General features: G+C 70.4%; 22 protein-coding genes. 14 read left to right on the forward strand and 8 right to left on the reverse strand.

Annotation, left to right across the window (positions count from 1 at the left end):
* The first annotated feature begins 72 nt into the window (after positions 1-72).
* Together ACLF3M_RS30590 and ACLF3M_RS30595 are read left to right on the forward strand one after the other, a co-directional pair.
* Positions 73-738, forward strand: coding sequence for a hypothetical protein (locus ACLF3M_RS30590; protein WP_430660805.1), 666 nt, complete (start codon positions 73-75; stop codon positions 736-738).
* A 294-nt stretch (positions 739-1,032) separates the two neighbouring features.
* Entirely contained in the window at positions 1,033-1,596 is a 564-nt protein-coding gene (locus ACLF3M_RS30595; protein ID WP_430660806.1) for a DedA family protein, read from the forward strand.
* Between the two features lie 30 nt (positions 1,597-1,626).
* Here the strand turns inward: ACLF3M_RS30595 and ACLF3M_RS30600 are convergent, their stop codons facing one another.
* Positions 1,627-2,304: an RraA family protein gene (locus ACLF3M_RS30600; RefSeq protein ID WP_430660807.1), complete on the reverse strand. Its 678-nt coding sequence runs from the start codon at positions 2,302-2,304 to the stop codon at positions 1,627-1,629.
* 137 nt (positions 2,305-2,441) lie between these two features.
* On the opposite strand from ACLF3M_RS30600, the gene ACLF3M_RS30605 reads away from it, so the two are divergent.
* Genes ACLF3M_RS30605 through ACLF3M_RS30615 form a run of 3 tightly spaced genes read left to right on the forward strand, consistent with a single transcriptional unit; the run spans position 2,442 to position 5,313 of the window.
* A complete protein-coding gene (locus ACLF3M_RS30605) occupies positions 2,442-3,296 on the forward strand; it encodes a TauD/TfdA dioxygenase family protein (protein ID WP_430660808.1) in 855 nt (284 codons plus the stop codon).
* A 2-nt stretch (positions 3,297-3,298) separates the two neighbouring features.
* The gene (locus tag ACLF3M_RS30610; RefSeq protein WP_430660809.1) at positions 3,299-4,327 is read left to right on the forward strand and encodes a D-2-hydroxyacid dehydrogenase; all 1,029 of its coding nucleotides are present in this window, start codon (positions 3,299-3,301) and stop codon (positions 4,325-4,327) included.
* Positions 4,328-4,338: 11 nt separating this feature from the next.
* Positions 4,339-5,313 carry a Bug family tripartite tricarboxylate transporter substrate binding protein gene (locus ACLF3M_RS30615; protein ID WP_430660810.1) on the forward strand — a complete coding sequence of 325 codons (975 nt, stop codon included), beginning with the start codon at positions 4,339-4,341 and terminating at the stop codon, positions 5,311-5,313.
* A 196-nt stretch (positions 5,314-5,509) separates the two neighbouring features.
* On the opposite strand, the gene ACLF3M_RS30620 is transcribed toward ACLF3M_RS30615, so the two are convergent.
* From ACLF3M_RS30620 to ACLF3M_RS30635, 4 genes are all read right to left on the reverse strand, one after another.
* Positions 5,510-6,742 (reverse strand): ABC transporter substrate-binding protein, encoded by a 1,233-nt coding sequence (locus tag ACLF3M_RS30620; protein WP_430660811.1) that lies wholly within the window; start codon positions 6,740-6,742, stop codon positions 5,510-5,512.
* A 32-nt stretch (positions 6,743-6,774) separates the two neighbouring features.
* The gene (locus ACLF3M_RS30625) at positions 6,775-8,568 is read right to left on the reverse strand and encodes a feruloyl-CoA synthase (protein ID WP_430660812.1); all 1,794 of its coding nucleotides are present in this window, start codon (positions 8,566-8,568) and stop codon (positions 6,775-6,777) included.
* An 82-nt stretch (positions 8,569-8,650) separates the two neighbouring features.
* On the reverse strand, positions 8,651-9,064 hold the full coding sequence (locus ACLF3M_RS30630) for a Rieske (2Fe-2S) protein (RefSeq protein ID WP_430660813.1): 414 nt from the start codon (positions 9,062-9,064) through the stop codon (positions 8,651-8,653).
* The gene (locus tag ACLF3M_RS30635) at positions 9,061-10,170 is read right to left on the reverse strand and encodes an amidohydrolase family protein (RefSeq protein WP_430660814.1); all 1,110 of its coding nucleotides are present in this window, start codon (positions 10,168-10,170) and stop codon (positions 9,061-9,063) included. The genes ACLF3M_RS30630 and ACLF3M_RS30635 overlap by 4 nt, the downstream gene beginning before the upstream one ends.
* A gap of 126 nt (positions 10,171-10,296) precedes the next feature.
* Here ACLF3M_RS30635 and ACLF3M_RS30640 point away from each other — a divergent pair, with 126 nt between their 5' ends.
* The 6 genes from ACLF3M_RS30640 to ACLF3M_RS30665 all read left to right on the forward strand — a co-directional run bounded on the left by ACLF3M_RS30640 (position 10,297) and on the right by ACLF3M_RS30665 (position 14,108).
* A complete protein-coding gene (locus tag ACLF3M_RS30640; RefSeq protein ID WP_430660815.1) occupies positions 10,297-10,629 on the forward strand; it encodes an ArsR/SmtB family transcription factor in 333 nt (110 codons plus the stop codon).
* Complete coding sequence (locus tag ACLF3M_RS30645; RefSeq protein WP_430660816.1) at positions 10,626-11,063, forward strand: SRPBCC family protein; 438 nt, start codon at positions 10,626-10,628, stop codon at positions 11,061-11,063. The genes ACLF3M_RS30640 and ACLF3M_RS30645 overlap by 4 nt, the downstream gene beginning before the upstream one ends.
* Before the next feature lie 48 nt (positions 11,064-11,111).
* Positions 11,112-12,059, forward strand: a complete 948-nt coding sequence (locus ACLF3M_RS30650) for a DUF1579 family protein (RefSeq protein WP_430660817.1) — start codon at positions 11,112-11,114, stop codon at positions 12,057-12,059.
* A 5-nt stretch (positions 12,060-12,064) separates the two neighbouring features.
* Positions 12,065-12,799 (forward strand): DUF899 domain-containing protein, encoded by a 735-nt coding sequence (locus ACLF3M_RS30655; RefSeq protein ID WP_430660818.1) that lies wholly within the window; start codon positions 12,065-12,067, stop codon positions 12,797-12,799.
* A gap of 104 nt (positions 12,800-12,903) precedes the next feature.
* Positions 12,904-13,719, forward strand: a complete 816-nt coding sequence (locus ACLF3M_RS30660) for an alpha/beta fold hydrolase (protein WP_430660819.1) — start codon at positions 12,904-12,906, stop codon at positions 13,717-13,719.
* A complete protein-coding gene (locus ACLF3M_RS30665) occupies positions 13,719-14,108 on the forward strand; it encodes a putative quinol monooxygenase (protein WP_430660820.1) in 390 nt (129 codons plus the stop codon). Before ACLF3M_RS30660 ends, ACLF3M_RS30665 begins: the two co-directional genes overlap by 1 nt.
* Here the strand turns inward: ACLF3M_RS30665 and ACLF3M_RS30670 are convergent.
* Genes ACLF3M_RS30670 through ACLF3M_RS30680 form a run of 3 tightly spaced genes read right to left on the reverse strand, consistent with a single transcriptional unit; the run spans position 14,101 to position 16,849 of the window.
* Positions 14,101-14,793: a ribonuclease activity regulator RraA gene (locus ACLF3M_RS30670; protein WP_430660821.1), complete on the reverse strand. Its 693-nt coding sequence runs from the start codon at positions 14,791-14,793 to the stop codon at positions 14,101-14,103. The genes ACLF3M_RS30665 and ACLF3M_RS30670 overlap by 8 nt on opposite strands.
* A complete protein-coding gene (locus tag ACLF3M_RS30675) occupies positions 14,790-16,082 on the reverse strand; it encodes an ABC transporter substrate-binding protein (protein WP_430660822.1) in 1,293 nt (430 codons plus the stop codon). Before ACLF3M_RS30675 ends, ACLF3M_RS30670 begins: the two co-directional genes overlap by 4 nt.
* Positions 16,083-16,108: 26 nt before the next feature.
* Positions 16,109-16,849, reverse strand: coding sequence for a FadR/GntR family transcriptional regulator (locus ACLF3M_RS30680; protein ID WP_430660823.1), 741 nt, complete (start codon positions 16,847-16,849; stop codon positions 16,109-16,111).
* 83 nt (positions 16,850-16,932) lie between these two features.
* Between ACLF3M_RS30680 and ACLF3M_RS30685 the strand changes: the two genes are divergently transcribed.
* The 3 genes from ACLF3M_RS30685 to ACLF3M_RS30695 are packed head-to-tail and all read left to right on the forward strand — an operon-like array spanning position 16,933 to position 19,255.
* A complete protein-coding gene (locus ACLF3M_RS30685) occupies positions 16,933-18,066 on the forward strand; it encodes a mandelate racemase/muconate lactonizing enzyme family protein (protein WP_430660824.1) in 1,134 nt (377 codons plus the stop codon).
* Entirely contained in the window at positions 18,063-18,902 is an 840-nt protein-coding gene (locus ACLF3M_RS30690; RefSeq protein WP_430660825.1) for a DUF6772 family protein, read from the forward strand. The genes ACLF3M_RS30685 and ACLF3M_RS30690 overlap by 4 nt, the downstream gene beginning before the upstream one ends.
* A gap of 5 nt (positions 18,903-18,907) precedes the next feature.
* Positions 18,908-19,255: a hypothetical protein gene (locus tag ACLF3M_RS30695; RefSeq protein ID WP_430660826.1), complete on the forward strand. Its 348-nt coding sequence runs from the start codon at positions 18,908-18,910 to the stop codon at positions 19,253-19,255.
* Position 19,256: the final 1 nt, after the last annotated feature.

The following is a 19,256-nucleotide window of genomic DNA, read 5'->3' on the forward strand; positions in this document are numbered from 1 at the left end:
CTGGTCACGAAAGCCTTCCGTCAGGAAAGAATGTTTCTGTATGTTCGCTAGCTATCCTGGGGACAGGGATCCATGCGGCGATCGGCCCCTCCAGCCCGCAAGGCCGGCTCCACCGGCAGGACCACCGCCCAGAGCCTGGTCGGGGAGCGGTACGGACTTCTGCGCGTGATCGACGAGGCCGAGCCCTATGTCTGGCGCGGCCAGGTCACCCATCGCTGCTGGCTCTGCCGATGCGATTGCGGGAACGACAGCGTCGTCCGCCAGGACGCACTGACCAGCGGACACACGATGAGCTGCGGGTGCGAGAAGGTGCGCGTGGCCGCCGACACGCATTGGCGCCACGGCGCGCGGTCGGGCGGGAAGCGCAGCTACGAATACCTGGTCTGGGCGGAACTCCGCGAAGCCGATCGGGAGGGCAGGCTTCGCATCCCCAGGGCCTGGGCCGGCGAGAACGGCTTCACCGCCTTCATCGAGGCCATCGGCACGCGCCCGGCCGCAGGCTTCCGCCTTCGGCGCGTCTCCCGGCGTGGCGGCCGGCTGGCGGAGCATTGGGCCTGGGTCGAGGAACCGTCGCGTCCGGGCAGCCCGCGCTGGCAGGTCCGGTACCGCGGGCGAACGATGAGCTTCCGCGAGCTCGCCGAGACCACCGGCATCGCCTACGCCACGCTGTTGAAGCGCTTCGAGCGCGGCCGCCCGATCCTCGTCAGCGCGAAGATCGAGCCCTTCCCGGTCGTCTGACCCCGGCGCGGCTTGCCAGCGCGGCGGACAGGCGCAACGCTCTGCCCGGCCTGCGGCGCCTGGCACGGTGCACGGGATTGTCCTGCGCGTTCGTCCAGTCAGGCCTCCTGGTCCAGATTGCGATAACCTTGACGGAAATCAATGATTTCGCGCCGATATCGCCAAGGGGCAAAGCCTTTGCCGCAGCGCAACAGGACAGAAGTCTCCAAAACTTGCGGTCGGCGACCGGTTTTTTCGGCTAGGATAACGCCTCCGCGATCGTCATAATGAACGACGCGTCATGGGAGAAAACGGGTGGCGGAGTTCTGGGCCGAGTGGGGCGCCCTCGCCTACGTCGCGGCCGCGATCTGGGCGTTCTTCGAAGGCGAGACCTTCGTCCTCGTAGCCTCCGCGGCGGGCGCCGCGACAGGCATCGTCGATCCGTGGATCCTGATGATCGCGGTCTGGATCGGTTCCTATGCCGGCGACCAGACGTGGTTCACGCTGGGCCGCAAGCTGGGTCCTGCGGCGCTGCGCCGCTGGCCGAAGGCAGAGCCGCAGGTGGCGCGCGCCAACATGCTGCTCGAGAAGTACGGCACGCTCTTCGTGCTGACCTTCCGCTTCCTCTATGGCGTGCGCAACTTCGCCTCCGCGGCGATGGGCATCGCCGGGATGTGCCCGAAGCGCTTTGCGTTCCTGAACTTCTTCGCGGCCGGCATCTGGGCCGGCACCTTCGTCACGGCGGGCTGGTTCCTCGGCGCGCTGCTCGGGCCCGACCGGCTGCTCTACGGTCTCGGCGGCATCGCGGCGACGGTCATCGCCGTGGTGATCCTTCGGCGGACCGTGTTCCGCCGCCGGGCGCCAGCCGGCGCCGCCTGACCGGCGGCGCCGGCCGGCGCGGCAGGGCGCCTACTTCGCCTGCTGCGCCGCGAGGATCTCCGCGATGCGCGCATTGGTGCCGTTGATGTCCGGCATCCGCTCACCCGCGATCAGGCGCGGCCACATCTTCTTCTCGGCTTCCTGCATTGCGATGGCGCGATCCGCGGCCTCCTTCACCTCATGGGGCTTCAGGACGAGCACGCCGTTCTCGTCGGCGACGATCGCGTCGCCAGGCGCCACCGGCACCCCGCCGCAGGAGACGGGGACGCAGAAATCGCCCTGGACGAACTGCCGCTTGCCCGTCACCGCCGACAGGCCGCGCGCCCAGACCGGCAGGCCGAAGTCGCGGAGCTCCTGGATGTCGGTGGCCATGCCGTCGATGATGATGCCGATGCAGCCGGCCTCCCGTGCGGCCAGCGCGACGCCGCCGCCGCAGGTCGCGTGCCGATGGTCCCCGGCGCGATCCATGACCAGGATGTCGCCCTTGCGCAGCTTGCCCAGGGCATAGTGGACGATGCTCGCATCGGCGCCGTAGCAGCGGACCGTCACCGCGGTGCCGGCGATGCGCCTGTCGGGCAGGAGCGCCCGGATGCCAGGATCCATGAACCCCGTATGGCGGAAATGCCCGATGGTCGCGGGCTCCGCCCGGACGAGCAGCTCTAGCAGCGCAGGCTCAACCGTCGGTGGCAAATCCTTCACGATGAACATCGCTTCCCCCTTCGTAAGGTGATGCCATGGAACGCCTCGCGCCATCGCCGGGCAAGCCGCATTCGCCTTCAGCCATTGAGCCCGGCGCGTCCTTCGTTAACATCGCGCCCCGGGGGACTTCACAGTGGGGGCAGCTGATGGTCACGATCACGCCGCTTGGTCGCGGCTTCGGCGCCGAGGTCACGGGCGCCGATGCCGGTCTGGAACTCGACGCCGCCGCCTTCGGCCGGATCGAGCAGGCCTGGTTCGACCACTCGATCCTCGTCTTCCGCGATCTCTCGATGACGCCCGACCAGCAGATCGCCTTCACCCGCCGGCTCGGCCCGCTGCACATCATGGTGCCGCTGCAATACAACCTCGACGGCCATCCCGAGATCTTCGTCGTCGGCAACGCGGAGGAAGGCGGCAAGGCCGTCGGCATGCGCCGCGCCGGCTTCGGCTTCCACAGTGACGGCGAGGACAAGGCGATCCCGAACGCCGGCTCCTTCCTCTATGCCGTGCAGGTTCCGCCCGAGGGCGGCGACACGATCTTCGCCGACATGTACGCGGCCTGGGACACCCTGCCCGCCTCCACGAAGCGCAAGCTGGTGGGCAGGCGCGCGCGTTTCAGCCGGATCGAGATGCACCATGTCCACTACCCCCACCTGCCCGCCCTGACCGAGGAGCAGAAGCGCGACCGGCCGGATGTCTGGCATCCCGTCGCACGCAGGCACCCCCGCAGCGGCCGCACGGCGCTCTATGTCGGGCGCTGGGCCGTCGAGATCGAGGGCATGCCGAAGGACGAAGGCCAGCAGCTCATCGCCGAGCTATGCGCTCATGCGCAGCGCCCGGCCTTCCTCCATCGCCATCGCTGGCGGCCGGGCGACGCGGTGCTGTGGGACAACCGCTGCACGCAGCATTGCGCTACGGACTTCGACCAGGAGCGCTACGTCCGCCGCATGCACCGCACGACGCTGGAAGGCGAGGTTCCGCTGCTGGCGCAGGCGGCGTAACGGTGGAGCGGATCCTCATCTCCTCCCCGCTGGAGGCCGAGCATGTCGAGCGGATCCGCGCGGTGGATCCCGCCGGCATCGAGGTGCTCTACGCGCCCGACCTGCTGCCGCCGACGCGCTACCGTGGCGACCACAAGGGCGCGCCCTTCACCCGCAGCGACGCGCAGCGCCAGCGCTGGCAGGCGATGGCGCGCGACGCCACGATCAGCTGGGACATCCCCTCGGCCGAGGACCTCGCGGTCATGGATCGGCTGCGCTGGATCCAGGGCACCAGCACCGGGATCGGGCAGCATGCGAAGCGGCTCGGGCTCGATGCGCGCGACATCCTGATGACGACGGCGCGCGGCGTGCACGCACGACCGCTCGCGGAGTTCGTCTTCATGGCGCTGCTCGCGCATTGGCGGGGCCTGGCGCATCTGCAGGCCGAGCAGCGCGCGCACCGGTGGGAGCGGTACTGCACGGACGAGGTCGCCGGGAAGACGCTGGTGATCCTGGGCGCCGGCGACCTCGCGCGTGGGGCGGCGAAGGTGGCGAAGGCCTTCGAAATGACCGTCGTCGCGGTGACGCGCGATCCCTCGAAGTCGCGCGCGCACGGGCATCTCTTCGACGAAGTCGTGCCGACGGCCGCACTGCACGCGGCGCTGGCGCGGGCCGACGCGCTGCTGCTGACGGTGCCGCACACGCCGGAGACCGAGCGGATCATCGATGCGAAGGCGCTGGCGGCGCTCAGGCCGGGCGCCGTCTTCATCAACATCGGCCGCGGTCAGATCGTGGACGAGCCCGCGCTGATCGAGGCACTGCGCAGCGGCCGCATCGGCTTCGCCGCCCTCGACGTGACGGAGGTCGAGCCGCTGCCCGTGGACAGCCCGCTCTGGAACCTGCCGAACGTGCTGATCTCCCCGCATTCCGCCAGCACGCCGCCGAGCGAGAATGCGCGGATCACCGATCTCTTCATCCACAATCTGCGCTGCTGGCTGGCGGGCGATCGCGCCGGCATGAAGAACTTGCTCGACAAGCAACTGATGTACTGAGGGGGAAGGCGATGATCGGCATCACCCGGCGCCAGGTCGGCGCGCTGCTCGCCGCCGGGACGCTGGCGCGCCCTGCCCTGGCGCAGCCGTCGGATTTCCCGAACCGGCCGGTGCGCGTCGTCTGCCCCTATGGTCCCGGCGGCGCCACCGACACCCAGGCCCGCATCTTCAGCCAGCGCCTGTCGCAACTCCTCGGCCAGCCCTTCCCCGTGGAGAACCGGCCCGGCGCCGGCACCGCGATCGGCGCCGAGCAGGTGCTGCGCGCGCCGCGCGACGGCTACACCATCATGTTCGCCGCCGGCGGCGCGATCCTGGCGACGCCGCGCATGCAGACCCTGACCTACGATCCCGCGCGTGACTTCACCGGCATCAGCATGGTCGGCAGCAACGGCAACATGCTGGCCGTCGCGCGAGACTTCCCTGCGCGGACGATCCAGGAATTCGTGGCCTACGGGAAAGCGAACCCCGGCAAGCTGAATGGCGGCCACACCGGCAACGGCACGTCGAGCCACCTGGCCACCGTGCTCATCAACGTCGCCGCGGGGCTCGACATCACGCCCGTGGCCTATGCCGGCGTGCCGCAGATCATCGCCGACCTCATCGCCGGCCGGCTGCAGCTTCACTTCGGCTCGCCCGCCGACATCCTGCCGCAGGTGCAGGCGGGCAATCTGCGCGTGCTGGCCGGCTCGGGCGAACGGCGAGCGCGCGACCTGCCCGACGTGCCGACGGTCAACGAGGTCTATGGCGGCGGTGCGGTCGTCGCCTGGAACGCCTTCTTCGCGCCGACCGGCACGCCGCGCCCGGCCATCGACCTGATGGCGCGCCACCTGATCGCCGCGTCGCGCGAGCCCGAGGTGATCGCGCGGCTGCAGGCGCTGGGGATCGAGCAGGAAGGCTCGACGCCCGAGGCCGTGCAGCAGCAGATCGAACGCGAGACGCCGCTGTACGAGAGGCTGCTGACGGCGGCGGGGTTGCGGAGGACGTAGGCCTTACCCTCCCTGGCCAAGAGCTTTCCTTCATCGCCCCTTGGATTCCTTCCCCTTTGGCGGGGGAGGGTCAGGGCGTGGGTACTTTGTCCAGCGCGCCCCTTGCCTTCCACACCCCCACCCCATCCCTCCCCCGCTTGCGGGGGAGGGAGGCGCTGCTGCGTGGGAGGAAGATGCAGAACACCGCGAGCCGCTCTCACCCCCGCACGAACGCGCAGCCGCCTTCGCTCATCGGCCGGAACGCCTCGTCGGCCGGCGTGGTCGCGACCAGCTTGCAGAAATCCCAGCCACCCGTGCTTTCCTGCGGCGTCTTGACCTGCAGCAGATACGCCGGATGCAGCTTGCGCCCGTCCTCCCGGATGCGCCCGGGGCCAAATGCATCGTCGTCGGTCGGCATCGCCTTCATGCGCTGCACCACCGCGCGGCCCGACGACCGCTCCGCCGGCGGCATGTCGGCCAGCGCCTTCAGCAAATGCGCCGTCCCGCCATAGCAGCCGGCCTGCAGCATGTTCATGCGGTTGCCGCCGATCTTCGGCGCGATGCGGTTGGACACCGCGCGGGTACGTTCGTTGAGGTCCCAGTAGAAGGTCTCGGTGAACTGCAGCCCGGCCGTCGCGTCGAGCCCGAGCGCCTTGATGTTGGTCAGCACCATCACCAGCCCCACGACGCGCATGCCGCGCCGGGTCACGCCGAACTCCGCGGCCTGGCGCAGCGTGTTCGACAGGTCCGATCCCGCATTGGCGATGCCCAGGACCTTCGCCCGCGACGACACGGCCTGCACGATGTAGGAGGAGAAGTCGGTCGTCCCCGGGAAGGGGTGGCGCGCCGTGCCGATCACGCGGCCGCCGGCCGCCTCGATGAAGGGCGTGGTGTCGCGCTGCAGCGCCTGGCCGAAGGCGTAGTCCGCCGTGATGAAGAACCAGGTGTCGCCGCCGGTGCGCACCGTCGTGCCGCCGTTGGACTTCGCCAGCATCCAGGTGTCGTAGGCCCAGTGCACCGTGTTGGGCGAGCACTGCGCCCCCGTGAGGTCCACCGTGCCGGCGCCGCTGACAATGCAGACCTTGTCCTTCTCCCGCGCGACGCCCGCTACCGCCAGCGCGACCGCGGAGCCCACGAGATCCACCACGGCATCCACGCCGTCCACGTCGAACCAGCGGCGCGCAATCGCCGATCCCGTGTCGGGCCGGTTCTGGTGGTCGGCCATGATGACCTCGACAGTCATCCCGCGCGCGGCCGGGCCAAAATCCTCCACGGCCTGGCGCACCGCGGCCAGCGAGGTCGGCCCGCTGTCGTCGCGGAACGGCCCGGAGAAGTCGCTCAGCACGCCGATCCTGTAGGGCCGGTTCTGCGCGCGCGGCCGGGCCGGCAGCAGCGTGGCCGCGGCGGCGCCGGCCATCAGGGTGCGGCGGGGAATGCTGATCGTGCTCATGGTCCTGGACCTTCCTCTCTTGCCCGTGTCGTTCAGGGACGGATGACGGCAGCGTCTCCGTCGTCGAAGAGCCGTTCGTAATCCGCGGCGCGGCGCCGCAGGATCGCGCGGATGTTCAGCGAGCCCTTGTCCGTGATCTCGCCGGCGTCGAGGGAAGGCGGGTCCACCAGGAACAGCGCGCGGACGACTTCCCTCGACGATGCGTGGTGGCCATGCGAGTTCAGGGCCTGCAGCGCCGCGGACGTCGCCTCGGCCAGCGCCGGCGTGCCGAGCTCGGCGCGGCGGTGATCGTGCGGGATCAGCAGCAGGCCGATGTCGTCCTTGTTCTCGCCGACGACCAGCACGTCGCGCGCGATCTCGCTGAGTGCGGCCAGCGCGCAGATGCGCACCTCGCCGGCGTTGACGCGCGTGCCAGAGGACAGCTTGAAGTCCTCGGTGAGGCGGCCGTTGAAGCGGAAGCCCTTGTTGGGATCGGCCGGGTCGATCCAGGCGATGGCGTCGCCGGTGCGGAAGAAGCCTTCCTCGTCGAAGGCGGCCGCCGTCGCCTCGGGGTTCTTGAAGTAGCCGGGGAAGATATTGGCGCCGCGCACGCGCGCCTCGAGCTTGTCGTCCTCGGCGATCAGCTTGATCTCGAGACCCGTCAGCGGCACGCCAATGCAGCCCGGCGCTGCGTCTTCAAGATGCGCGGAGGTGATGGCCGGGCTCGTCTCCGTGAGGCCCCAGGACGAGATCATCGGCACGACGCGGTCGGGCGCGTGGCGGCGCGCGAGGTCCTCCAGCCGCTTCCACAGCGGCGGCGCCAGCGCGGCGCCGGCATAGAGCATCACGCGAAGCCGGGCGAAGAAGGCGCGGGCCAGCGCCTCGTCCTGCTCCAGCCGCGGGATCAGCAATTCGTAGCCCTTGGGCACGTTCATGCTGATGGTCGCGGGAACCTCGCGGATGTTGCGAATCGTGTGCTCGATCTCGCCCGGCAGCGGCTTGCCCGCGTCGATCCAGAGCGTGCCGCCGTTGCGCATCATCATGTTGACGTTGTGACTGCAGCCGAAGACGTGGCTCCAGGGCAGCCAGTCCAGCAGCACGGGCGGCTCGGCCGAGAGGAAGCTCCAGGCGGCCGCGATCTGCGCCTGGTTGGCGGCCATCATGCGGTGGTTGGTGATCACGCCCTTTGGCAGGCCTGTCGAGCCCGAGGTGAAGAGGACCTTCACCGCCGCTTCCGGATCCACGGCGGCGATCGCGGCCTCCACCGCGGTATCGGCGTCGTGGGCCAGCAGCTCCGCGAAGGGACGCGCGCGGTCCACGCCAGCGGGATCGGTCGCGACGACCTCCACCGCAGCTTCCGGGATCGCCAGCGCGCGGGCAAAGGGTGCGGCCCGCTCGACATGGATCAGCCCGGGCTTCAGCAGGCCGAGGATGTGGCGCAGCTTGGCCAGGTCCTCGCTCAGCAGGCTGTAGGGCGGCGAGACCGGCGCATAGGGCACGCCGATCGCCTGCGCGGCGAGCCCGATCAGCGCGTGGTTCACCGAGTTGCCGGACAGCACCGCCAGGCCACGCGTCGGCGTCAGCCCGCGCGCGAGCAGCGCCGCGCCGATCCGCCGCACGGCATCCGCGGCCTCGGCATAGGTGACGCCGCGCCAGGCCTCGCCCGCGCGCTCCATCAGGAAGGGCCGGTCGGGCGCGCGTCGTGCCCAGGCGAAGAGGTGGTCGGTGACGCGCGGCAGGTCGGGCGGCAGCGCATCCTCGGACCGGACGATGAAGGCGCCGTCGGCGCGCTGCGTCACGCCGATGCGGGGCGGCGCGAAGATCCGAACGCGGTCGAGCGCATCCATGACGGAGCCTCCCTTGGACGTCGAGGGCGCGGGCCGGCCGGTTGCCCCGGCCTCGCCCAGCTATTGTTATAAAGCATAACGATCAGGCCGAAGGCCAGTCCCGTGTCGGGCCCCCGCGTTCCGGCACGATGACCCAGACGCGGCCCTCCGCTTCCTCGGTCGGATAGAGCCGCAGCCCCGGCGCGCCTGGCCAGAACAGTTCCGCGCCCGTGGCCAGGTCGTATTCGTAGCCATGCCAGGGGCAGGCGAGGATCTCGCCTTCCCGCCCATAGGTCAGCTCGCCCGGCTGCGACGGCAGCCAGGTGCCGCCGAGGATGCCCTGGCAGATCGCCGCCGCCTTGTGCGGGCAGCGGTCGCGCAGCGCGCGGAGCTCGCCGTTCCCGAGCCGCGTCACGCCGATGCGCCGCGTGCCGGCCGTGACATAGGTGAAGCGGCCCGCCACGATCGCCTCCGCGGGGCCGGCATCCACGCGCGTCGTGCGGCGCGTCGTGCTCACAGCCGCAGCGCCCGGCGCGGATTGGAGGAGAACAGCTTCCGCCGCGTCTCCGGCGGAAGGAAGCGCAGCGTGCTCCCCGGCATGTCGTTGTCCCAGTGCGGGTAGTCCGAGGAGAAGCACAGCACGTCGTCGCCGATCAGCGTCATCATGCGTTCGAGGTCGCGGGGATCGTCGGGCTCGTCCACGGGCTGCGTCGTGAGGAAGATGCGCTCGCGCACCGTCTGGCTCGGCGGGCGCTGCACCCAGGGCACGTCGTGGCGCAGCCCGCGCCAGACCCGGTCCATCCGCCACAGCAGCGGCAGCAGCCAGAGGAAGCCGAACTCCGCGAAGAGGAAGTTCAGCCGCGGGAAGCGTTCCAGCGTGCCGCTGAACACCAGGTTGCGCACGGAGGATTCCGCGAGCTGCGGCATGGCGAGGTAGCGGTCGATGTAGTGGTCGAAGGTGCCGGCGGTGATCTGCGGCGTGCCGGCGATGAGGCTCTCGATCCCGGTGACGTGCAGGAAGATCGGCAGGCCCGCTTCCTGCGCCGCTTCGTAGATCGGCCAGTACCAGCGGTTGCCCATCTGGATGTTGAGCAGCGGCAGCGAGATCGCGGCGACCTGCGGGTTCGTCGCGACGCGCGCGACCTCCTTCGCGGCTTCCTGAGGGTCCTGCACGGGGACCGTCGGCGCGTAGCGGAAGCGCGGATCCAGCGGCAGCCATTGCTGCATGAAGTAGTCGTTGTACGCGCGCGCGATGACAATGGATTCCTCGACGCCCGACAGCGCCGCGCTGACCGCGCCGGCCTGGATGCAGTTCAGCAGCGCAATATCCACGCCGTTGCCGTCGAGCAGGTCGGCGATCATGTGGTGCGGGTCCGATCCCGCCGTTCTGCCGGTCGGACCGCGCGCGTCCATGCGCGGCACGCTGCCGTTGGGGTGCTGGAAGCGCAGCGGCACGCCCGAGGTGCCCTGGAACTGCGCGCCCTTGCGCCGCAAGCGCTCGTTCCAGGCCGCGGGGATATAGGGCGACAGCGTCTCGAGCGCGTTCGGCACCAGGGGATGCACGTCGCAATCGATGACCTCGGTGGCGATGCGGCCCGGCGTCGTCGGCGGCGGCAGGTCCATGCGCTTGCCCTCCAGGCGCCGAGCCTAGGTCCACGCGCGCCCCGCGATCAATCCGGCGGCTTCACGGCTGCGCGACGCCACAAGCCGCCATTGACGCCGGGCGCGGCCCTCGCCATACTTCACCACATGGTTAAGTATAGCGAGCCCGCCCTGGACCGCGTCTTCGCCGCCCTGTCGGACCCGACGCGGCGCGCGATCCTGGCGCGGCTGTCGGAGCAGCAGACGGCGTCCGTCAGCGAGCTCGCCGCCCCGCTGCCGATCTCGTTGCCCGCGGTCATGAAGCACCTCGACGTGCTGGAAGGCGCGGGGCTCGTCGCGCGGCACAAGACCGGGCGCACCGTCGCCTGCCGGCTGACAGCCGCGCCGATGGAGGACGCGATGGCCTGGCTGACGCGCTACCAGCGCTTCTGGACCGAGAGCCTCGATCGCCTGGCCGCGCTGGTGGAGGAGAAGCCGTGAACCTCGCCGTCCCGAGCCTGACGCTGGTCAAGCGCATGAAGGCCCCGCCCACGCGCGTCTGGGACGCCTGGACGAGGCCCGAGGTGATGGTGCTGTGGTTCGGCCCGCACCACACGAAGGCCGAGGACGCGCAGTGCGATCTCCGCCTCGGCGGCGGCTTCCGCATCACGGTGCGGGAGGACACCGGCGCGACGCATGGCGTGCAGGGCAAGTACACCGAGGTCGAGCCCCCGACGCGCCTGGTGTTCGACTGGAACTGGATCAGCACGCCCGAACGCGTCAGCCGCGTGACGGTGGTGCTGCGCCCGATCCCGGAGGGCACGGAAGTCACCCTCACCCACGATCGCTTCGCCGATGCCGACACGGCCACGCGGCACCGGCGCGGCTGGACGGAATCGCTCGAGCGTCTCGTCGCCCTGTTCGGCGAGGCCTGAGCGCAACCGCCGCGCGACGACGCGGCACCACGAAGGAAGGATGCATCCATGGACACGCATGTGGCCGGGCACACCCTCGGCATGACCAGGCTCGTGCCCGCATCGCCGGAGGAGGTCTTCGCGGCCTGGACGCAGCCGGATCGCATCAAGGCCTGGTTCGGCGGGCGCAGCATGACCTGCCCCGAGGCGTCAGTAGACCTGCGCCCCGGCGGCCTTCACCGCACGGTGGTGCGCGATGCTGACGGCACGGACTACGCGAACCCCATGCTGATCGAGGCGGTGGACGCACCGGGCCGCCTCGTCCTCCGGATCGAGGAGGGCTCCGCCTGCCCCCTGCCTGGCGCGGTCGGCACGCTGCTGTTTCTGCCCGATCCGCTCGGCACACGCTTCGAGGTCCGCTGGGACCACCCGACCGAGGCAATGCGACGCCAGCACGAGGAGATGGGCTTCGAACGGCTCTGGGGCGAGACGATCGACAAGCTCGGCGCGCATGCCGCGACCGGGCCTGCCGGCTGCCCCTTCGCCGCGCCGCCGACGCCGGATCATGGCTGGCTGCACCGGCTGCTCGGGGAATGGCGCTTCGAGACGGAATGCGTGATGCCCGGCGGTGACGTCCAGAAGGCGAGCGGCGTCGAACGCGTGCGATCGCTCGGTGCCTATTGGGTCGTTGGCGAGAGCGAGGGCAGCATGCCCGGCGGCGGCCAGGCGAAATGGATCGTGACGATGGGCTTCGACGTCGCGGCGCAGCGTTTCCGCGGCACCTTCGTGGGTTCGATGATGCCGCACATGTTCGTCTACGACGGCGCCTTGGAAGCCGATGGCCGCACGCTGACGCTCGACACCGAAGGCCCCGCGATGGACAGGCCGGGCATGGCGCGCTTCCAGGACATCGTCACGATGCTCGGCGACGACGAGCGGACCTTGATCTCGCGCGTGCAAGGGCCGGACGGGTCCTGGACGCAGATCATGTCGTCCCGCTTCCAGCGGATCGGGTGAGAACCATGGACACGCAGATGATGCCCCGCATCGCCGACCGCGACACCTGGCTGGCCGAACGCAAGGCGCTGCTGGCGCGCGAGCGCGAACTGACCCACGCGCTGGACGATCTGCGCGCCGCGCGCCGCGCCCTGCCCTGGGTGCCGGTCGAGACGAACTACGTCTTCGACGGCCCGTCCGGCCCCGTGGCGCTGGCCGACCTCTTCGCCGGCCGCAGCCAGCTCGCGGTCTATCACTTCATGCTGGCGCCGGAGAACGACCACATCTGCCCGGGCTGCGCCTTCATCGGGGACCACGTGGACGCTGCCCGCCAGCATTTCGAACAGGCGGACCTGTCCTTCGCCGCGGTCTCCCGCGCGCCGGTCGAGCGCATCGAGGCCGTGAAGCGTCGCATGGGCTGGCGCTTTCCCTGGGTCTCCTCGGGCCGCAACAGCTTCAAGGAGGATTACGGCACCTCCTTCACGCCGGAACAGATCGCGGCCGGCGAGCCGCTCTACAATTTCGGCACGACGCCGGGGCTCGGGCGCGACATACACGGCACCACCATCTTCGCGCGCGACGCGGCGGGGCGGATCTTCCACACCTATTCCTGCTTCGCGCGCGGCAACGAGACGCTGGTCGGCGCCTTCGCCTGGCTCGACCTGGTGCCGAAGGGCCGCAACGAGACGAGCACGATGAGCTGGCTGAAGCTGCACGACGAGTACGAGGGCGCGAAACTCGGCGGGACCTGCTGCAGCTGAGCCCCGCCGCCGCGGGATGATTACCCCCGAGGTCATCGTCCCGCGGCCGGATCCCGCCCACCCTGATGTCATCGCGGGCATCCCGCCCGGAGGAGGACGCCAGGATGACGGGCATGATCCATACGCGCGACGGCGTCGCGCTGTTCCATCGCGACTGGGGAAGCGGCCCGCCCGTGGTGTTCCTCGCGGGCTGGTCCATGCCGTCGGACTCCTGGTCGCGCCCGATGCTGGCGCTGGCGGATCGCGGGCTGCGCTGCATCGCCTATGACCGCCGCGCGCATGGCCGCTCCGCCGATTCCGGCCGCGGCTATGACTTCGACACCCTCGCCGACGACCTTGCTTCGGTCATGGATGCGCTCGACCTGCGAGGCGCGACGCTGGTGGGCCACTCCATGGCGTTCGGAGAGATCATCCGCTACCTCACCCGCCACGGCATGGATCGCATTGCGCGGATCGCGCTGGTCGCGCCGACGACGCCCTGCCTGCGCCGCGGCGCGGACAATCCCGACGGCCTCGACCCCGCCGTGTTCGAAGCGGTGCGAGACGCGCTGCGCAACGATCTGCCGGCCTGGGTGGATGCCAACCTGCCGCCCTTCGTCATGCCCGACACGTCACCAGGTACGCGCGATTGGCTGCGCGCCATGCCGCTCGGCGCATCGCTACAGGCGCTGGTCGCGCTGAACCGAGCGATCGAGATGGCGGATTTCCGCGCGGAGATGCGCGGCCTGCGCCTGCCCGCGCTGGTGATCCATGGCGACTCCGACGCCAGCGCGCCGCTGCCGCTCTGCGGCGCGGCCTCGGCGGCGCTGATTCCAGGTGCGCGGCTGGAGGTCTATGACGGCGCGCCGCACGGGCTCTTCGTGACTCATGCCGGGCGGCTCTCCGCCGACCTGCTGGCCTTCGCGCGGGAAGGGCTGTGATGCGCCGCCCCACCATGCTGCACACCCCGCTCGCCCTGGCTGCCGCGCCGGCCACCGCGCAGCCCACCGGCTCCGGCCCGATCGTCGCGCTGGTGGTACTGCGCGTCCGCCCGGGTATGGAAGACGAGTTCCTCGCGCTGCTCACGCCCGTGCTGGACGCCATGCGGCACGAGCCGACCTTCATCAATGCCGCGCTGCACCGCGACCCCGAGGATCCCTCGCGCTTCCTGCTCTACGAGACCTGGGCCGACAAGGAAGACCTGGTCGAGGTGCAGATGAAGCGGCCCTACCGTGACGCCTACTGGGCGCGCCTGCCGGCGCTGCTGGCTGCGCCGCGCGAGGTGCAGGTCTGGCAGCCCCTACGCATGGACGTCGCGCCGGTCAGGTGAGTGGTTCGCCCGCCGCGCGCCAGGCCTCGAAGTCGCGCTGCGTCGCCTCGCCCGGGGGATAGAGGCCGCGGAGCGCCGCGCCGGCCGCCAGGCGCTGGCGGACGAAGCGCTCCATGGCCTCGCGTTGCGCAACCTCTTCCAGCGCGTCGTCCCACAGCGCGGCGGGGCAGACGACGACGCCGTCCTCGTCGCCCACGATCATGTCGCCAGGCATGAAGGTGGTGCCGCCGAGCGCGACCGGCCGCCCATGCTCCACCAGCATCAGCCCAGCGCTGGACGAGGCCGGCGCCGGCCCGCGGCACCAGATCGGCAGGCCGAGGGCCCGCAACTCCACGACGTCGCGCATCCCGGCATCGCAGACCACGCCGGCGGCGCCCGACCGCTGCAACGATAGTGCCATGAACTCGCCGAGGATGCCGGCCTCCGCACGCCCCTCGGCCTCGATCACCACGACGTCGCCGGCGCCCACGCTCTCCATGGCGTCATGGCTCTGCGCCTGCGGGCTCACGGGGTGGAAACGCGCGACGAGGTCCTCGCGCAGCGGCAGGTAGCGCATCGTCACCGCGCGCCCCGCGAAGCGGCAGCGCGCCGGATCGAGCGGGGCGATGCCCGTCGGCGACAGCGCCCTGATACCCCAGCGCTTCAGCAGCACCGAGGCAAGCGAGGCGGTCGCCGGGACGCTCACGAGTTGCGCGGCAGCAGCGGCGTCACGCGCTGAACGACGCTGGCCATCGCCGCTTCCGGCGTCTTCATCCCCAGCACCGCGGCCTCCGCCTCCTCCTTGAAGATGTCGCCGGCGCGCGGCGCCTCGTCGAAGGCGGGCAGCGGGACGCGGGCGACGCGCAGCACGCGCCGCTCCTCGTCGCCATAGGGGATCAGCTCGCGCATGCGCTGGTCGTCATAGGTGGAGTTGCGCACGGGCCCGTTGCCGTTCAGCGCCGCGCCGAGCGTCGCTTCCTTCGTCAGCATTGCCTTGATGAAGGACCAGGAGAGGTCCTTGCGGCGGCTGTTGCGCGGGATGGCCATGCCCCAGAACTCGACCTTCGCCGGTGCGACCTCATAGCGGCTGCGGAGCGTCTCGCTGATGGGCACCGCGACGGTCTGCACCTTGCCCGGGAATTTGCTGCGCTGCGGGTCGTTGTAGATGCGGTTGCGGCCCATGGAATTCAGCGCCATCGCGCCGCGGCCCTGCTGCACCAGCGTGTTCACGTCCTCCGACTGGATGGAAGCGAAGTTGCGCGGGAAGGCATTGGCCTGGAACAGCTCGCGCAGCATGCGGATCGCATTCAGCATCGGCGGCTGGTCCGCGGTGCAGCGGAAATCGGCCGTGATGAAGTCGCCGTCCCAGGCGCGCGCGATGTCGATGACGTTGGGATAGGTCACGCCGGGCATGACGAGGCCCGTCACCGGGGTGCCGTCGGACCGGCGATAGGTCGCGCGGCGCGCCATCTCCGCCATCTGCTCGATCGTGCGCGGCGCGCCGGTGAGGCCCCGCTCGGCGAAGAGCTCCTCGTTGTAGTGCAGGCCAGAAGAAGCGTGGCGGAAGGGGATCGCGACCAGCGCGCCGCCGACGCGGTAGCCTTCGATCAGGCCGGGGAAGATGTCGGGCACGTCGTCGATGGGGTCGCGGCGCAGCCATTCGTCCAGCGGCTCGAACAGGGATGCGGCGCGGGGCGCGACCTGGGTATTGAGCACGAAGCCGACATCCATCGTGGTCTGCGGCAGCGTCGCCTCGCGCTGCAGCCTCTCCCACAGCGGGCCGGTGTCGAAGGTGGTCCACTGCACCTGGCTGTTGTGGGCGCGCTGCCAGGGCTGGGTGATGTCGCCGCCCTGCGTGCCGATCGCGACGGTCTGGTGCACGCGATGCGCCAGCACCTGCAGCGGTGCCGCGTTCTGCGCGCGGGCCTGGCTGCCGATCACAGCGGGCAGGGCAAGCCCGCCGAGCAGGACGCGGCGCGGAATGGTCATCGTCATGGCGCGTTTCCTCCTGTTCTTGTGGTTCAGCCCCCGCGCGGAAACAGCTGCGTCAGCCGCGCATCGGCCGCCTTGAAATGCTCCAGCATGGCCGCGAAGGCCGCATCCGCGTCCCGCGCCGCGACAGCATCCGCCACCCGGCGATGGCGCGCCAGGGTGCGCTGCCAGTCCGCCTTGCTGCGCTGGGCGGAGTTGAAGTGGCGCAGCACCTCCTCCAGCACCGGGCGCAGGCCCTGGACCTGCAGGCGCACCAGGCGGTTTCCGCTCATGCGCCCGAGCTGCTCGTGGAAGTCGAGGTCGGCCGGGATCCAGGCCGGCACGTCGCCGAGCGCCGCTTCCATCCGCTTCAGCGCGTCACGCAGCCGGGCGACGCCGTCCGCTGTCGCGTGCAGCGCCGCGAGCCTGGCGACCTGCGGCTCCAGGATGCGGCGAAGCTCCACCGCCTCCGCCAGGCCCTCGCGCGTGCTGCCGACGGCGAAGCGCCAGAAGCGCGCCAGCGGCTGCGCATCCGTCATCTCCACCACGCGCGTCGCGCGGCCCTGGCCGATCTGCACCGCGCCGAGTGCCGCCAATTGCCGAACCGCTTCGCGCACCACCTGTTTGGAGACGCCAAAGCGCGCGGCGAGCGTAGCCTCGGACGGGAGTGACTCGCCCGGCTTCAGCCGCCCGTCCAGGATCGCCTGGCTCAGCGCTGCCAGCACGCCGTCGGCCAGCCTCACCGGAGCGAGAGGGCCGAAGGCGTCATCCGTCATGGCGAGCCCATCCATGGCAGCCAGCCTAGCCGTTTGCGCCTTCGCCTTGCAACTGATCCACCTATCCGATATGTTGTCCAGCCAGAGGGAGGACCGGCATGGCCGATGCGCTGACGATCCGGGAGGTCATCGCCCACCCCCTGCGCGCCTTCCTGCCGACCGTGCAGGTGACCAGCCAGGGCGACTGGCCGAGCCTCGAGATCGCGGTGGTGGAGATCCGCACTGAAAGCGGCCTGACCGGCATCGGCGAGGTGCTGGGCCGCCGCGGCGCCCTCGGCTACGCCGCCTTCATCAACGACGCCCTCGCCCCGAAGCTGATCGGCCGCAGCGCGCATGACCGCCGCGCCCTGTGGTCGGCGATGCGCAACACCCTGACCGGGCGCCTCGGCGGCATGCTGGTGGAATGCATCGCCGGCGTGGACACCGCGCTTTGGGACCTGGCAGGCCAGGCGGCGGCGCAGCCGATCTGGCGGCTGCTCGGCGGCGCGGGGCGGCAATCCATCGACGCCTATGCCAGTTCCATCAACTGGGCCGACGACGCGCGGGTGGAGGCCGAGGTCGCCTCCGCCCGCGCCAAGGGCTTCCGGCAGATCAAGGTGAAGATCGGTCGCCCCCTGCCGCGCGCGATCGCGCGGGTGAAGCAGGTGCGGCGCCTGGCCGGCGACGAGGTGCTGCTCGGCGTGGACACCAATTGGGCCTATGACGCGGACGACGCGCTGCTGCTGGGCAAGGCGATGTGCGACGAGGGCTACTGGTTTTTCGAGGAACCCTTGCACCCCGGCGACCACGCGGGCTATCGCCGCCTGGCGCAACACCTGCCGATCCGCCTCGCGGCAGGCGAGTCCGATTTCACGGCCGCAGACAGCGCGGATCTCGTTCGCGAGCACGCGCTCGGCCTCATCCAGCCCGACGTCGCGCGGGCCGGTGGCATCACCGAGAGCTGGCGCATCGCGGAACACGCCGCGATCCATGGCGTGAGCTACGCCCCCCATGTCGGCTGGTCCGGCGGCATCTGCTCCGCGGCCTCCGTGCACCTGGCCGCGGCAGCGGAGAACTTCCTGACCTTCGAATGCATGGTCTTCGACAACCCCTTGCGCCAGGCGCTGACGGTGCCGGTCAGCGGCGATGTCGGCGGCTTGCGAGCCGACGGCACGCTCGCTGTGCCGGACGCGCCCGGCCTCGGGGTCGTGCTCGCGTCCGATGCCCTGGAACGGTTCAGGATCTCCCCATGACGCCAGAGCTTTCCCGCTTCGATCCGCTGAAGCGGATCCTCGCCTTCGACGATTTCGACCGCGGATTCTGCGGCTGGGCGCAGCACCAGGGCAACTACGAAGGCAGCCTGGATTCCGTCCTGCCGGGCTATGCGCAGATGCAGCCGCCGATGCTCTCAACCCTGCCGAACTGGGATTTCGGGAGTCATGGCGGCGTTGACGGCGGGTACGTCATGAAGATCCAGACGCTGCCCGTCGCCGGTGCGCGAAGCTCCGCGGTCAAGCGCCTGACCTTCCGCGACGCCTGTCCTATCCGGCTGGAATTCTACTTCACCTTCAAGCCCGAGGCGTCGGAGCTGACCCTGTCGGAGAGCGATGTACGCGCCTTCGGCCTGCTCTTCGACCTGCAGTCCGGCGACCGCACGCCGAACGGCGAGCGCGTGATGCCGCACCTCCGCTTCCTCAACGCCCGCGACGGCGATCACGTCCAGAAGTGGCAGTTCAAGCGCGCGGTCGAGCACGCCGCGACGCTGTCCAACAAGACCGCGACGCATGATCACATGGCGGATTCCGGCTGGGAGGACCTGCCGGGTGGCGACCAGAAACTCTGCTACAACGAGATCGCGACCAAGGTGAACTGGCATTACGGCCGCATCGACATCGACCTCGCCACGCTCCGCGTCACGGGCTTTCGCATCAACGATCGCGTGCACGACATGGGCGCGTTTGCCGAGATGCGCATGCCGGCCTGGCGGAACCTCTGGTGCATGCTCAACGTGCTGTTCTTCGTCGAGACGGACGTGGACAAGCGCGCCTGGGCCGCGATCGATTCCGTCTGCCTCTCCTCCGCGGAGTGATGCGCATGCTGCCGCAGAGCCACCTGGCCGTCATCGCCCGCAACGTCGCCTGGACCGGCCCCGGCGAGGTCGCGACCGAGCCTCACGAGGTGGGCTGGGCGAAGGAAGCCGTGATCTTCGTCCGCCTGCTGAAGCCCGCGGCGTGGCCGCACGGTCCGCATCCGCTTGCCGTCGAGATCAGCCCGGACGGCATGCACTGGGCGCCGCACGGCACGACCATCGCGTTGCCGAAGGACGAGACGGAGATGACCGTCGCACGTGTCACCCATTTCGGGGGATGGCTGCGCGTCGCGGGCCCTATGCATGACGGCGAGAGCATCACCGTGCTGGTCTCGCTCCACCTCAAGGCCTGAG

Origin of the sequence: Falsiroseomonas sp. HW251 (genome assembly GCF_050563545.1) — a bacterium.
Classification (GTDB): Bacteria; Pseudomonadota; Alphaproteobacteria; order Acetobacterales; family Acetobacteraceae; genus Falsiroseomonas.